This window comes from Streptomyces reniochalinae (assembly GCF_003323735.1).
GTDB classification, from domain to species: domain Bacteria; phylum Actinomycetota; class Actinomycetes; order Streptomycetales; family Streptomycetaceae; genus Streptomyces; species Streptomyces reniochalinae.
Genome location: NZ_QOIM01000045.1, coordinates 80,576 through 94,610, shown reverse-complemented (window position 1 = coordinate 94,610; position 14,035 = coordinate 80,576). Strand labels below are relative to the sequence as shown.

Here is a 14,035-nt window from a genome sequence, read left to right as displayed (position 1 = left end):
TGAAGGTCACGCCGAAGCCGGCCACGGGGTTTTCAGGCACCGTCAGCCCCCTTGCTCTCGGTGGTTGCGTCAGTTGCGTCGCCAGGAGAGCCGGGCCCGCCCGCACCGGCGCCGACCGGCTCGCGCTCCCGCTCACGCGGCGCGCGCGAGGGCCGCCGCGGCACCGGCGGCAACTCCTGGCCTGGCAGCGGCGGTACGGGGAACCCGCCGGCCATCGGGTCGAAGGGCTTGTCCTGCGCGACCGTTTCCTCCTCCTCGCCGCCGCCGCGGAAGAAGTCGACGACGAAGGAGATCAGCAGCAGCGCCAGCGCCGTGCCCGCGACCCAGTAGACGACCGAGCTGTAGTCCCAGCCCTCGTTGCGCATCGCGCGGACGGTGGCCACCAGCATCAGCCACACCAGGGCGATGGGGATGAGCACCTTCCAGCCCAGCTTCATGAACTGGTCGTAGCGCACGCGGGGCAGCGTGCCGCGGATCCAGATGAAGAAGAAGATCAGCACGACCAGCTTGGCGCTGAACCACAGGATGGGCCACCAGCCGTGGTTGGCGCCCTCCCACCAGGTGGAGATCGGCGCGGGCGCGCGCCAGCCGCCCAGGAAGAGCGTGACCGCCAGCGCGGAGACCGTCACCACGTGGATGTACTCGGTCAGCATGAACATCGCGAACTTGATCGAGCTGTACTCGGTCTGGAAGCCCGCGACCAGGTCGCCCTCGGACTCCGGCATGTCGAACGGCGCCCGGTGCGCCTCACCGACCATCGAGATCAGATAGATCAGGAAGGAGACCGGCAGCAGGTAGGCGAACCAGCCGTCCGCCTGCTCGCCGACGATCGCCGAGGTGGACATCGAGCCCGAGTACAGGAAGACCGCGGCGAAGCTCAGGCCCATCGCGATCTCGTAGCTGATGATCTGCGCCGTGGCGCGCACGCCGCCCAGCAGCGGATACGTCGATCCTGACGACCAGCCGGCCAGCACCACGCCGTAGGAGGCGATGGAGGCGGTGGCCAGGATGTAGAGGACGGCGACGGGCATGTCCGTCAGCTGCATCGCCGTCCGGTGCCCGAAGATCGAGATCTGGTTGTCCGCGGGGCCGAACGGGATGACCGCGATCGCCATGAACGCGGGCACCGCGCCGATGACCGGGGCCAGCAGATAGACCAGCTTGTCGCTGCCCTTGACGATGATGTCTTCCTTGAACATCAGCTTCACGCCGTCGGCCAGCGACTGGAGCATGCCCCAGGGCCCGTGCCGGTTGGGGCCGACGCGCAGCTGCATCCAGCCCACGATCTTGCGTTCGAAGACGATGGAGATCAGCACCGTCACCATCAGGAACGCGAAGCAGAAGACCGCCTTGATCAGCACCAGCCAGAACGGATCGGTGCCGAACATCGACAGATCCTCCTGGGCGAGGTGCTCCACCGGCCCGTTCATGCGCCCACCTCCTGCGGGGTCTGGTTGACGCCGGCGCTTCCGGGTGCGATCCGCACCAGCTGGCCGACCAGCGCCCCGGTGTCGGCCGCGACGCCGCCGCCGACCGTGTTGAGCGGCAGCCACACCACCCGGTCGGGCATCTCGGTGACGCACAGCGGCAGCCGCACCTCGCCGCGCGGTCCCGCGACGGCCAGCGTCTCGCCGTCCGCGGCGCCGATCTCGGCGGCGGTGGCGGCCGACAGCCGCGCGTACGCCGCGTGCCGGGTGCCGGCCAGTGCCTCGTCCCCCTCCTGGAGGCGGCCCTGGTCGAGCAGCATCCGGTGCCCGGCCAGCACGGCCTCGCCGGCGGCGGGCTGCGGCGCGGTGCGGGCCCCGGGGATCGGCGCTTCCAGCCGGGCCGTGCCCGTGCGGTGGCCGAGGCGGTCGAGTTCGCCGCGCACCATGCGCACGTCCGGCAGCCCCAGGTGGACGTCGAGCGCGTCGGCGAGCATGTTCAGGACCCGCGCGTCGGGCTGGACGTGGCGGCGGGTCATCTGGTCCGGCTTGAGCGCCGCGTCGAACGTCCGCAGGCGGCCTTCCCAGTTGAGGAAGGTGCCGGACTTCTCCGGGACCGCCGAGACGGGGAGGACGACGTCGGCGAGACCGGTCACGGTGCTGGGCCGCAGCTCCAGGCTGACCAGAAAGTCCACCGCCTCCAGCGCCTCGCGGGCGCGGGCCGGATCCGGCAGGTCCTCGACGCCGACTCCCCCGACGACCAGCGCGGACAGCTCGCCCGTTGCGGCGGCCTCGATGATCTGGGAGGTGTCGCGCCCCGGCGCGGTGGGCAGTTCGGCGACGCCCCAGGCGCGGGCCACCTCGGCGCGCGCCCCGGCGTCGGCCACGGCCCTGGCCCCCGGCAGCAGTCCGGGCAGGCACCCGGCCTCCAGAGCGCCGCGCTCGCCCGCGCGGCGCGGCACCCACACCAGGGTGGCGCCGGTGGCCACCGCCGTGCGCAGCGCCGCGGTGAGCGCGCCCGGCACCGTGGCCAGCCGCTCGCCGACCAGCATCACCGCGCCGTCGCCGCGCAGCGCCTCGGCGGCCGCCGCGCCCTTCTCGTCCAGGCCGACGCCGCCCGCGAGCGCGTCCAGCCACTCCGTCTCGGTGCCGGGGGCCGCGGGCAGCAGCGTGCCGCCCGCCTTGTGCAGGCCGCGGGTGGCGTGCGTGGCCAGTGCCCAGGTGCGCTGGCCCCGGGTGCGCCAGGCCTTGCGCAGCCGCAGGAAGATGCCCGGTGCCTCCTCCTCGGCCTCGAGGCCGAGGAGGAGCACGGCGGGCGCGGCCTCCAGCGCTGAGTAGGTCAGGCCCGCCTGGTCCAGGTCCCGGCCGTGGCCCGCCACGTGGGAGGCGAGGAAGTCGGCCTCCTCGGCGGAGTGCGCCCGTGCGCGGAAGTCGATGTCGTTGGTGCCCAGCGCCACGCGGGCGAACTTGGCGTAGGCGTACGCGTCCTCGACGGTGAGCCGCCCGCCGGTCAGCACGCCGGTGCGCTCCCGCTTGCCGGCGAGTCCGCGCGCGGCGGCCTCCAGCGCCTCGGGCCAGCCGGCCGGGGCCAGCCGGCCGTCCTGGCCGCGGACCAGCGGAGTGTGCAGCCGGTCGGGGCGCTGTGCGTAGCGGAACGCGAAGCGCCCCTTGTCGCACATCCACTCCTCGTTGACCTCCGGGTCGTTCTCGGCGAGGCGGCGCATCACCTTGCCGCGCCGGTGGTCGGTGCGGATGGCGCAGCCGCCGGAGCAGTGCTCGCACACCCCCGACGAGGAGGTGAGGTCGAAGGGGCGGGAGCGGAACCTGTAGGCCGCCGAGGTCAGCGCGCCGACGGGGCAGATCTGGATGGTGTTGCCGGAGAAGTACGACTGGAAGGGGGTGTCCTCCCCCGTGCCGACCTGCTGGAGCGCGCCCCGCTCGATCAGCTCGATCATCGGGTCGCCCGCGATCTGGTTGGAGAAGCGGGTGCAGCGCGCGCACAGCACGCACCGCTCCCGGTCCAGCAGCACCTGCGTGGAGATCGCGACGGGCTTCTCGTAGGTGCGCTTCCTGCCCTCGAAGCGGGAGTCGGCGTCCCCGTGCGACATGGCCTGGTTCTGGAGCGGGCACTCGCCGCCCTTGTCGCAGACGGGGCAGTCCAGCGGGTGGTTGATGAGCAGCAGCTCCATCACGCCGCGCTGCGCCTTGCTCGCCACGTCGGAGGTCAGGTGCGTCTTGACGACCATGCCGTCGGTGCACTGGATGGTGCAGGACGCCATCGGCTTGCGCTGGCCCTCCACCTCGACGATGCACTGGCGGCAGGCGCCCGCCGGGTCGAGCAGGGGGTGGTCGCAAAAGCGGGGGATGTCGATGCCGAGCTGCTCGGCGGCACGGATGACCAGCGTGCCCTTGGGGACGGTGATCTGGGCGCCGTCGACGGTCAGCGACACCGTCTCCTCGGGCGGCGGGGCTGCCTCCCCGCCGCCGGTGGAGGTGCCAGTAGCGGTGACGGTCACGCGTTCACCTCCAGGTGAGCGGAGTGGGGGTTCGCTGCCCAGGCGGTGGACTTCTCGGGGTCGAAGGGGCAGCCACGGCCGCCGAGGTGGGCCTCGTACTCCTCGCGGAAAAACTTCAGCGAGGAGAAGATGGGGGACGCGGCGCCGTCGCCCAGCGCGCAGAACGACTTGCCGTTGATGTTGTCGGCGATGTCGGCGATCTTCTCCAGGTCGGCGGCCTGCGCCTTGCCTGCCTCGATGTCGCGGAGCAGCTGGACGAGCCAGTAGGTGCCCTCGCGGCAGGGGGTGCACTTGCCGCAGGACTCGTGCGCGTAGAACTCGGTCCAGCGGGTGACGGCCCGCACCACGCAGGTCGTCTCGTCGAAGCACTGGAGCGCCTTGGTGCCGAGCATGGAGCCCGCGGAGCCGACGCCCTCGTAGTCGAGGGCCACATCCAGGTGTTCGTCGGTCAGCAGCGGGGTGGAGGAGCCGCCCGGGGTCCAGAACTTCAGCCGGTGCCCGGGCCGCATGCCGCCGCTCATGTCGAGGAGCTGGCGCAGCGTGACGCCCAGCGGCGCCTCGTACTGGCCTGGACGGGCGACGTGGCCGCTGAGCGAGTAGAGCGTGAAGCCGGGGGACTTCTCGCTGCCCATCGAGCGGAACCAGTCCTTGCCGCGGTCGATCAGGGCGGGAACCGAGGCGATGGACTCGACGTTGTTCACCACGGTGGGGCACGCGTACAGGCCGGCGACGGCCGGGAAGGGGGGACGCAGCCTTGGCTGACCACGGCGGCCTTCCAGGGAGTCGAGCAGCGCCGTCTCCTCGCCGCAGATGTAGGCGCCCGCGCCGGCGTGCACGGTGAGGGTGAGGTCCTTGCCGGGGCCGAGCGCGTCGGGGCCCAGATAGCCGGCCTCCTGTGCCTCCTTGGCGGCCAGCTGGAGGCGGCGCAGCACGGGGACGACCTCGCCGCGCAGGTAGATGAAGGCGTGGCTGGAGCGGATCGCGTGGCAGGCGATGGCGATGCCCTCGATGAGGGAGTGCGGGTTGGCGAACAGCAGGGGGATGTCCTTGCAGGTCCCCGGCTCGGACTCGTCGGCGTTGACGACGAGGTAGTGCGGTTTGCCGTCGCCCTGCGGGATGAACTGCCACTTCATGCCGGTGGGGAAGCCCGCGCCGCCGCGTCCGCGCAGGCCCGCTTCCTTGACGTAGGCGATCAGGTCGTCCGGGTCCATGGCCAGCGCCTTGGGCAGCGCCTGGTAACCGCCGTGCCGCCGGTAGCCGGCCAGCGTGTAGGAGTCGGGCTCGTCCCAGTGCGCGGACAGGACGGGTGAGAGGAGCTTCTGCGGGTCGGCGTCGCCGTGGGCGCTGGGCTGCGAGGTCTCGTCCTGGCCGCCGTCGTGTGCTGCCACCGTCATCACTTCCCCTCCTCGTCGGCAGCGGCGCCGCGCGGTGCGACCACGCCGGGTGTGCTCTCGCCCTTGGCCAGCCGGAGCCCGGCCAGCGAGGCGGGGCCCGCCGGGCCGGACGCGTCGGTGGCGCCCTCGCGCTCGTCGGGGAAGCCGGCGAGCACCCGCGCGGTCTGCTTGAAGGTGCACAGCGGGGCGCCCCGGGTGGGGGCGACCTCGCGCCCGGCGATCAGGTCGTCGACGAGGGCGCGGGCCGAGGCGGGGGTCTGGTTGTCGAAGAACTCCCAGTTGACCATCACGACGGGCGCGAAGTCGCAGGCCGCGTTGCACTCGATGTGTTCGAGGGTGACCTTGCCGTCCTCGGTGGTCTCCCCGTCGCCCACGGCCAGGTGTTCGCGGAGCGAGGCGTAGATGGCGTCGCCGCCCATCACGGCGCACAGCGTGTTGGTGCACACGCCGACCTGGTAGTCGCCTGAGGGCTTGCGGCGGTACATGGAGTAGAAGGTGGCCACCGCGTTGACCTCGGCGGTGGTCAGCTCCAGCATCTCGGCGCAGAACCGCTGTCCGGTGCGGGTGACGTGCCCGTCCTCCGACTGCACCAGGTGCAGCAGCGGCAGCAGCGCGGAGCGGCTGTCCGGGTAGCGGGCGATGACCTCGCGCGCGTCGGCCTCAAGACGCTGACGCACCTCGGCCGGGTAGTCGGGTGCGGGCATCGCGGGGATGCCCATGTCGACGTTGCTCACCGGTCGACGCCTCCCATCACGGGGTCGATGGACGCGACGGCGACGATCACGTCGGCGACCTGGCCGCCCTCGCACATCGCCGCCATGGACTGCAGATTGGTGAAGGAGGGGTCGCGGAAGTGCACCCGGTAGGGGCGGGTGCCGCCGTCGCTGACGACGTGCACGCCCAGCTCGCCCTTGGCCGACTCGACGGCCGTGTACACCTCGCCGGGTGGCACCCGGAAGCCCTCGGTCACCAGCTTGAAGTGGTGGATGAGGGCCTCCATGGAGGTGCCCATGATGTTCTTGATGTGGTCGAGGGAGTTGCCGAGCCCGTCGGGGCCGAGCGCCAGCTGCGCGGGCCAGGCGATCTTCTTGTCCCCGACCATGACGGGGCCGGGCTCCAGCCGGTCGATGCACTGCTCGATGATGCGCAGCGACTGGCGCATCTCCTCCAGGCGCAGCAGGAACCGGCCGTAGGAGTCGCAGGTGTCGACGGTGGGGACCTCGAAGTCGTAGGTCTCGTAGCCGCAGTAGGGCTGCGCCTTGCGCAGGTCGTGCGGCAGGCCCGCCGAGCGCAGGATCGGGCCCGTGGCGCCCAGCGCCATGCAGCCGGCCAGGTCGAGGTAGCCGATGTCTTTCAGCCGGGCCTTGAAGACGGGGTTGCCGGTGCACAGCGCGTCGTACTCCGGCAGGTTCTTGCGCATCTTCTTCACGAACTCGCGCAGCGCGTCGACGGTGCCGGGCGGCAGGTCCTGGGAGAGGCCGCCGGGGCGGATGTAGGCGTGGTTCATCCGCAGCCCGGTGATCAGCTCGTACAGGTCCAGGACGTGTTCGCGGTCGCGGAAGCCGAAGATCATCACCGTGGTGGCGCCCAGCTCCATGCCGCCGGTGGCGATGGCGACCAGGTGCGAGGAGATCCGGTTGAGCTCCATCAGCAGGACGCGGATGACGTTGGCGCGGTCGGGGACGTCGTCCTCGATGCCCAGCAGCCGCTCGACGCCCAGGCAGTACGCCGCCTCGTTGAAGAACGGCGTCAGGTAGTCCATCCGCGTCACGAACGTGGTGCCCTGGGTCCAGGTGCGGTACTCGAGGTTCTTCTCGATGCCGGTGTGCAGGTAGCCGATGCCGGCGCGGGCCTCGGTCACCGTCTCGCCGTCGATCTCCAGGATGAGCCGCAGCACTCCGTGCGTGGAGGGGTGCTGGGGACCCATGTTGACGATGATGCGCTCGTCGTCGCTCTTGGCGGCGTGCGCGGCCATCTCGTCCCAGTCCCCGCCGGTGACGTCGTAGACGGTGCCCTCGGTGGTCTCGCGGACCCCGGCGGGTGCGTGTGTGCTGGTCGCCATCAGGTGTAGGACCTCCGCTGGTCGGGGGCGGGAATCTGGGCGCCCTTGTACTCGACGGGAATGCCGCCGAGCGGGTAGTCCTTGCGCTGCGGGAACCCCTGCCAGTCGTCCGGCATCAGGATCCGGGTCAGCGCGGGGTGGCCGTCGAAGACGAGACCGAAGAAGTCGTAGGTCTCCCGCTCGTGCCAGTCGTTGGTCGGATAGACGTCCACGATCGAGGGCACGTGCGGGTCCGCGTCGGGCGCGGTGACCTCCAGCCGGATCAGCCGGTTGTGGGTGAGCGAGCGCAGGTGGTAGACGGCGTGCAGCTCGCGGCCCGTCTCGCCCGGGTAGTGGACGCCGCTCACCCCGGTGCACAGCTCGAAGCGGAGCGCCGGGTCGTCGCGCAGGGTGCGGGCGACCTGCGGCAGGTGCTCGCGGGCGATGTGGAAGGTCAGCTCGCCGCGGTCGACGACCGTCTTCTCGACGGCGTTCTCGGGGGCGAGCCCCTGCTCCTCCAGCGCGCCTTCGAGTTCGTCGGCCACCTCGTCGAACCAGGATCCGTAGGGGCGCACGCTCTCCCCCGGCATCCGCACGGTGCGTACCAGCCCGCCGTATCCGGAGGTGTCGCCGCCGTTGCGGGCGCCGAACATGCCGTGGCGCACCTCGATGACCTCGCCGGCGTTGCCCCGCTGGACGGGGACCGAGCTGCCCTCGTCGGGCTCCTGGGGCCCGTCGCCGTTCGCCTGTGCGCTCACCGCAGCAGCCCCTTCATCTCGATGGTGGGCAGCGCCTTCATCGCCGCCTCTTCCGCCTCACGGGCCGCTTCCTTCTGATTGACGCCGAGCTTGGTGTTCTTGACCTTCTCGTGCAGCTTCAAAATGGCGTCGAGCAGCATTTCCGGGCGCGGCGGGCAGCCGGGCAGGTAGATGTCGACGGGAACCACGTGGTCGACGCCCTGCACAATGGCGTAGTTGTTGAACATGCCGCCCGAGGAGGCGCACACCCCCATGGAGATGACCCATTTGGGGTTGGGCATCTGGTCGTAGACCTGACGCAGCACCGGGGCCATCTTCTGGCTGACGCGGCCCGCCACGATCATCAGGTCGGCCTGTCGCGGCGAACCCCGGAAGACCTCCATGCCGAACCTGGCGAGGTCGTAGCGGCCCGCGCCGGTCGTCATCATCTCGATGGCGCAGCACGCCAGCCCGAACGTCGCCGGGAACATGGACGATTTACGCGCGAGCCCGGCCGCTTTCTCCACGGTGGTGAGCAGAAAGCCGCTCGGCAGTTTCTCTTCAAGTCCCATTGCTTTACCCCTGCCCCTAGTCCCATTCCAGGCCGCCGCGCCGCCAGTCGTAGGCGTACGCGATACCGATGAGGGCGACGAAGACCAGCATTTCGACGAGACCGAACATCCCGAGGGAGTCGAAATGGACGGCCCACGGGTAGAGGAAGACGATTTCGATGTCGAAGATGATGAAGAGCATCGCCGTCAGGTAGTACTTCACCGGGAAGCGCCCGCCTCCGGCCGGCTGCGGCGTGGGCTCGATGCCGCACTCGTACGCCTCCAGCTTGGCCCGGTTGTAGCGCTTGGGGCCGATGATCGAGGCCGCGACCACGGAGAAGACCGTGAACGCCGCCGCGATGGCTCCCAGTACGAGGATTGGTGTGTAGACGTTCACCGCTCCCGTCTCCTTCCAGGCGTCGACTCCGACTGCCGGCAGACCGCTGGGCCGCTGCCCCGACCCGGGAAGACCGATCCCACGAAGATCGCTCTTATGTGAGGCAGTTCACAAGCCCTGTTCGCAGGCATCTTAAGCCCGCCCCTCTGTGATCTGCGACACGGGGGGCGGCAACTGCTTTGTGATCTCCACCACCTGACGGCCAATCATCCCGTCTGATGAGCGTTGATCTTCACACGCAAAGCCTCTAAGTGATCACCTGAGGTGACATTCATCCGTGCTCACAGCCGTCGAAGGTGGGTGGCTGTACCAGCCACTGGCATGCAGCGGCAAATTAGCGCTGGACGGTTTCACCTGGTATAGGCGAACCACTTGACCTCGTGCGCTCGTGAAGTCCGGCACAAGCCGCGCGACCCCCGCGTCCTTCCGGAGGGATCTTCGGAACCGGCCCCCGGCGATCCGCCGGAACGACCCCGCACCCGCGTCGAGACCACCCCGCGATCCGGCCGAGTCCGCGCCGTGACCGAGCGAGATGGGTGATTGGGCCTCAATGTTCTTTTCGCACGAAGAGTTGAGTCGGCGGAAGTGAGCTGCGTCACTCGCCTTTTCCGGCAGCCACTGCCTTCTTTGCGCTCCCCTTTTCCCCGTGGTATATGCGCCCGAGAGATTCCGGCAATGCGGACAACTACATGGTCACAGCCCCGTAGTTGGGCAATGATCACGTCGCGGAAGGGTCGGCGCCCCACCCCCGGAGGCATCAACTGGCCGCGTACGCGACGACTGTGGCGCATCGCACGATTGTTGAGCGGAGGGTTTATCGCCTGCTAGGCATTCCCTCATGTCCCCGAAAGCTCAGATACCCAGCCACCGGAAGCCCCGCAACAGCAAGATGAATACGGCGCTGCGTGCGGGTGTGACGGGCGGCGTCATGGGCACCATGGCCCTCACCGCGGCGGCGGCGCCGGCCTTCGCGGCCGACAAGAACGCACCGGACCAGACCGTCGAGATGCCCACCCTCTCCACGGCCGGCTCCAACGCACGTGCGGCCGAGTCCCTCCAGAACTCGGCGCAGCAGTTCCAGCTCCAGCAGGCACAGGAGAACGCCGCCTCCGAGGCCAAGGAACAGGCCAAGGAGAACAAGGAGAGGGCCAAGGCGAAGGCCGAGGCCAAGCGCAAGGCCGAGGCGGCCCGCAAGGCGCGTGAAGCCGCCCAGCAGAACGAGGCTCCCGCCTCCCGCTCGGCCGACCGCGACTCCCTGACGACGGCGTCCGCCTCCGCGCCGCAGGGCGGCAACGCGGCCACCCTCATCAACTTCCTGCGCGCCCAGGTCGGCAAGTCCTACGTCATGGGCGCCTCCGGGCCCTCCGCGTACGACTGCTCAGGGCTGACCCAGGCGGCCTACAAGCAGGTCGGCGTCAACCTGCCGCGGACCTCGCAGCCGCAGTCGACCGCCGGCACGTCCGTCTCCCTCGACAACCTCCAGCCCGGCGACCTGCTCTACTGGGGCAGCGCGGGCAGCGCCTACCACGTGGGCGTCTACGTGGGCGGCGGCAAGTTCATCGGCGCCCAGAACTCCTCCACGGGCGTCGTGGAGCGCCCCCTGAGCTACGACCAGCCCACCGGCGCGGTCCGCGTGCTCTGACGTACCGCGTACCGCTCCCGGTACGTCACCTCGCACGGTGAAGGGTCCACCGCCTCGCGGCGGTGGACCCTTCGGCGTGTGCGGGGGTTCGGGCTCGCGGAGCCCGGGGCGGTGTCTCAGGCCCTGGGTGCCACCTTGGCCAGGCCGTTGATGATGCGGTCCATCGCGTCGCCGCCGGTGGGGTCGGTGAGGTTGGCGAGCATCTTGAGGGTGAAGCGCATCAGGAGAGGGTGCGAGAGGCCACGTTCGGCGGCCAGCTTCATGACCTTGGGGTTGCCGATGAGCTTCACGAAGGCGCGGCCCATCGTGTAGTAGCCGCCGTAGGTGTCCTTGAGGACCTTCGGGTACCGGCGCAGGGCCAGCTGGCGCTGCGCCGGCGTCGCACGCGCGTGCGCCTGGACGATCGTCTCGGCGGCGATGACGCCTGACTCCATCGCGTACGCGATGCCCTCGCCGTTGAACGGGTTGACCAGCCCGCCCGCGTCCCCCACCAGCAGCAGCCCGCGCGTGTAGTGCGGCTGCCGGTTGAAGGCCATCGGCAGCGCCGCGCCGCGGATCGGACCCGTCATGTTCTCGGGCGTGTAGCCCCACTCCGCCGGCATGGAGGCGCACCAGGCCTTGAGGATCTCGCGCCAGTCGAGCTCCTTGAACGAGGAGGAGGTGTTGAGCACGCCAAGCCCCACGTTGGAGGTGCCGTCGCCCATGCCGAAGACCCAGCCGTAGCCGGGCAGCAGCCGGTCCTGCTCGCCGCGCCGGTCCCACAGCTCCAGCCACGACTCCAGGTAGTCGTCGTCGTGCCGCGGCGAGGTGAAGTACGTGCGCACCGCGACGCCCATCGGACGGTCCTCGCGGCGGTGCAGGCCCATCTTCAGCGACAGCCGCGTCGAGTTGCCGTCCGCGGCGACGACGATCGGGGCGTGGAAGGTGACCGGGGTCTTCTCCTCGCCCAGCTTGGCGTGCACACCGGTGATGTGGCCCGTGCGCTCGTCCAGGACGGGGTCGCCGACGGTGCAGCGCTCGTACAGCCGCGCGCCCGCCTTCTCGGCCTGGCGGGCGAGCTGTTCGTCGAAGTCGTCGCGCCTGCGGACCAGCCCGTAGTCGGGGTAGCTGGCCAGCTCGGGCCAGTCCAGCTGGAGCCGCTGCCCGCCGCCGATGATGCGCAGGCCCTTGTTGCGCAGCCAGCCCGCTTCCTCGGAGATGTCGATTCCCATGGCCACCAACTGCTTGGTGGCGCGCGGGGTGAGACCGTCGCCGCACACCTTCTCGCGCGGGAAGGCCGTCTTCTCCAGCAGCAGCACGTCCATACCGCTGCGGGCCAGGTGGTAGGCCGTCGTCGAACCCGCGGGGCCCGCCCCGACGACGATCACATCCGCGGACCGCTCGGAGGCTGGTGTCGGCCTGGGATCGGCCTTCTGCTGGGGATCGGCCACGAGGACTCCCGCGATGCTGGCTGGGTCGGCTGACCGGGCCAGTCTATGCGGGCATTCGGGGCACCCCCCGGACCGCCCCCCGGCCCGGGGCCGCCCCGGTCCCCGCCCGGGCTACGGCGGCGGTACGGTGCCGCCGTCGCCGCCACCCGCCGGGTGGGGCGGACGCGGGCCGGGCCCGTCGTCTCCGGACGTGCCCGGACCTCGTCCCTGCCCCGCCGGCCCCTGTCCCGCGTGTCCCTGTCCCGCGGGCCCGGGTACGGACTGCCCGTAGCCCGGCTGCCCGTACGCCGGCTGTCCGTGGCCCGGTTGTCCCGACTGCCCCCAGCCCGGTTGTCCGTACCCAGGTTGCCCGTACCCCGGTTGCCCAGGGCCCGCGGGTCCCGGTTGCGCATGTCCCGGAGTTCCGCCCGGGTGTCCGGGCTGTCCGTAGCCCTGCGGGCCGTACCCCGGGGGATACGGCTGCCCGGCCCCGGGCCGGCCGTACTCCCCCTGGGCGCCGCCGGGGCCCAGCCCCGTACGGCCCGGGCCGCCCTTGCCGAACTGCGCGCGCACCAGCGGCACCAGCAGTGCGCCGCCGAACGACCACAGCAGGGCGAAGAGCAGCAGCTCGGCCGAGCCCGCCGCGACCTGCGCGCTGGAGGTGAAGCTCTCACCGGTCAGGCCGGGCCCCGTGGAGTAGCCGGGCTCCTCCAGGGGATTCGAGCCCTCGTGGAAGCTCGCCTCGAAGCCCGCGCCCGCCACCGCGGCCAGCAGCAGCACGCCGAGCACGAAGAAGCCCGCGGCCCACAGCTGTTCGCCGCGGGTGGTGCTGCGGCGGGCCACCAGCACCCCCAGCAGCAGCGCGCAGGCCAGCCCTCCTGCAAGCGTGCCCACGACGGCCCAGCCGCCCGCCGCGTCCGCGAGCTCCCCGTAGCCGGCCGACTCACGTCCCGCGTCCCAGTCGCTGATGTTCCACTTCACATCGAGCGGGGCGCCCCAGGCGAACGCGAGGGCGAGCGCACCGACGTTGGGCAACAGCGCCAGCAGGCCCCCCACCTCGCCCGCGCTGACCTGGCCATCGGCGGCCTCGGCGGCCAGCAGGGCGACGAACGCCACCACGGACGCCAGCGCCACCACGCTCACCAGCGCGAGCGCCGCCGTGCGCAGGGCGCCGGTGGCGACGCGGAGGCCGGAAGCGTGCCGCCTCGCCAGCCACGCGTCCGCCTCGCCGCGGGTGAGGACGAGCGCGGCCACGAGCGTGGAGAGCAGGAACGAGAACAGCAGGGTGAGTCCGGGCGCCGAGTCGAGTTCAAGACCCTCGTAGGAGGGGCTCGCGTACAGGCCGAGCGCCAGTCCGGCGAGCCCGCAGACCGCGCCGATCCGCAGAGCGGACTCGAAGCCCGCCGAGAGGGAGACCCGGCCCAGGCGCCGCCGCTCGGAGCGGGCCGCGAGGACGAGGGCGCCGATCCACACGGCGGTGGCCAGCAGCGGCAGCCCTGACACCTCGGCCTCGCCGACGACGGACGCGCCGCCGAGATCGGACGTACCGTCGGAGGAGACGCCGAAGCCGCCGCCGACGCCCTGCAACAGGGCGGCCAGCGCGACCCGCATGCGGGTGCCCCAGCCGATGTCGAGGTCGTCGATGTCCTGGTTGGACCAGATGCCCAGGGCGCAGGCCGCGACGAACAGCAGCGCCGGCGGCCAGGCGGCGACCCGCAGCGCGCCGAGCCAGTCCCCCTTGACGGTGCGCACCATGAACAGTCCGAACGGCGTCGGCCGGGCGGGCGCGGTCGGCGCCGCGGGCGGGGCGGGCGCGGCCTGTTGCCGAGGGACGAACGGCGGAGGCATCGGCGGAGCCCCGGGCGGCGGTGCGGGGGCGCCTGACGGTGCAGCGGGTGCCCCCGATGGTGCTGCGGGTGCGCCC

11 protein-coding genes are annotated in these 14,035 nt (G+C 71.3%); 1 reads left to right on the top strand and 10 read right to left on the bottom strand.

The features are described 5' to 3' along the window. Positions 1 to 32: 32 nt before the first annotated feature. The 8 genes from nuoH to DQ392_RS29790 are packed head-to-tail and all read right to left on the bottom strand — an operon-like array spanning position 33 to position 9,060. The gene (gene nuoH, locus DQ392_RS29825) at positions 33 to 1,430 is read right to left on the bottom strand and encodes an NADH-quinone oxidoreductase subunit NuoH (protein WP_114018827.1); all 1,398 of its coding nucleotides are present in this window, start codon (positions 1,428 to 1,430) and stop codon (positions 33 to 35) included. Continuing rightward, on the bottom strand, positions 1,427 to 3,940 hold the full coding sequence (locus DQ392_RS29820) for an NADH-quinone oxidoreductase subunit G (protein WP_114018826.1): 2,514 nt from the start codon (positions 3,938 to 3,940) through the stop codon (positions 1,427 to 1,429). The genes nuoH and DQ392_RS29820 overlap by 4 nt, the downstream gene beginning before the upstream one ends. Beyond that, positions 3,937 to 5,334, bottom strand: a complete 1,398-nt coding sequence (gene nuoF, locus DQ392_RS29815) for an NADH-quinone oxidoreductase subunit NuoF (RefSeq protein WP_114018825.1) — start codon at positions 5,332 to 5,334, stop codon at positions 3,937 to 3,939. Before nuoF ends, DQ392_RS29820 begins: the two co-directional genes overlap by 4 nt. Beyond that, positions 5,334 to 6,053, bottom strand: a complete 720-nt coding sequence (gene nuoE / locus DQ392_RS29810; RefSeq protein ID WP_425470637.1) for an NADH-quinone oxidoreductase subunit NuoE — start codon at positions 6,051 to 6,053, stop codon at positions 5,334 to 5,336. Before nuoE ends, nuoF begins: the two co-directional genes overlap by 1 nt. Before the next feature lie 11 nt (positions 6,054 to 6,064). Beyond that, the gene (locus tag DQ392_RS29805; RefSeq protein WP_114018823.1) at positions 6,065 to 7,396 is read right to left on the bottom strand and encodes an NADH-quinone oxidoreductase subunit D; all 1,332 of its coding nucleotides are present in this window, start codon (positions 7,394 to 7,396) and stop codon (positions 6,065 to 6,067) included. After that, on the bottom strand, positions 7,396 to 8,133 hold the full coding sequence (locus tag DQ392_RS29800) for an NADH-quinone oxidoreductase subunit C (protein ID WP_114018822.1): 738 nt from the start codon (positions 8,131 to 8,133) through the stop codon (positions 7,396 to 7,398). The genes DQ392_RS29805 and DQ392_RS29800 overlap by 1 nt, the downstream gene beginning before the upstream one ends. After that, complete coding sequence (locus tag DQ392_RS29795) at positions 8,130 to 8,684, bottom strand: NuoB/complex I 20 kDa subunit family protein (protein ID WP_027738848.1); 555 nt, start codon at positions 8,682 to 8,684, stop codon at positions 8,130 to 8,132. The genes DQ392_RS29800 and DQ392_RS29795 overlap by 4 nt, the downstream gene beginning before the upstream one ends. Before the next feature lie 16 nt (positions 8,685 to 8,700). Then, positions 8,701 to 9,060, bottom strand: coding sequence for an NADH-quinone oxidoreductase subunit A (locus DQ392_RS29790; protein ID WP_114018821.1), 360 nt, complete (start codon positions 9,058 to 9,060; stop codon positions 8,701 to 8,703). Positions 9,061 to 9,898: 838 nt separating this feature from the next. Here DQ392_RS29790 and DQ392_RS29785 point away from each other — a divergent pair. Further along, complete coding sequence (locus DQ392_RS29785) at positions 9,899 to 10,702, top strand: C40 family peptidase (RefSeq protein WP_114018820.1); 804 nt, start codon at positions 9,899 to 9,901, stop codon at positions 10,700 to 10,702. Positions 10,703 to 10,818: 116 nt separating this feature from the next. On the opposite strand, the gene DQ392_RS29780 is transcribed toward DQ392_RS29785, so the two are convergent. Together DQ392_RS29780 and DQ392_RS34650 are read right to left on the bottom strand one after the other, a co-directional pair. Further along, complete coding sequence (locus DQ392_RS29780) at positions 10,819 to 12,132, bottom strand: geranylgeranyl reductase family protein (protein ID WP_114018819.1); 1,314 nt, start codon at positions 12,130 to 12,132, stop codon at positions 10,819 to 10,821. A gap of 111 nt (positions 12,133 to 12,243) precedes the next feature. Next, a complete protein-coding gene (locus tag DQ392_RS34650; RefSeq protein WP_181856634.1) occupies positions 12,244 to 13,866 on the bottom strand; it encodes an NACHT domain-containing protein in 1,623 nt (540 codons plus the stop codon). Positions 13,867 to 14,035: the final 169 nt, after the last annotated feature.

Coding starts and splice junctions, on each gene's coding strand:
- nuoH (WP_114018827.1), bottom strand. CDS start 1,430: ATGAACGGGCCGGTGGAGCACCTCGCCCAGGAGGATCTGTCGATGTTC.
- nuoF (WP_114018825.1), bottom strand. CDS start 5,334: ATGACGGTGGCAGCACACGACGGCGGCCAGGACGAGACCTCGCAGCCC.
- nuoE (WP_425470637.1), bottom strand. CDS start 6,053: ATGGGCATCCCCGCGATGCCCGCACCCGACTACCCGGCCGAGGTGCGT.
- DQ392_RS29805 (WP_114018823.1), bottom strand. CDS start 7,396: ATGGCGACCAGCACACACGCACCCGCCGGGGTCCGCGAGACCACCGAG.
- DQ392_RS29795 (WP_027738848.1), bottom strand. CDS start 8,684: ATGGGACTTGAAGAGAAACTGCCGAGCGGCTTTCTGCTCACCACCGTG.
- DQ392_RS29785 (WP_114018820.1), top strand. CDS start 9,899: ATGTCCCCGAAAGCTCAGATACCCAGCCACCGGAAGCCCCGCAACAGC.
- DQ392_RS34650 (WP_181856634.1), bottom strand. CDS start 13,866: ATGGTGCGCACCGTCAAGGGGGACTGGCTCGGCGCGCTGCGGGTCGCC.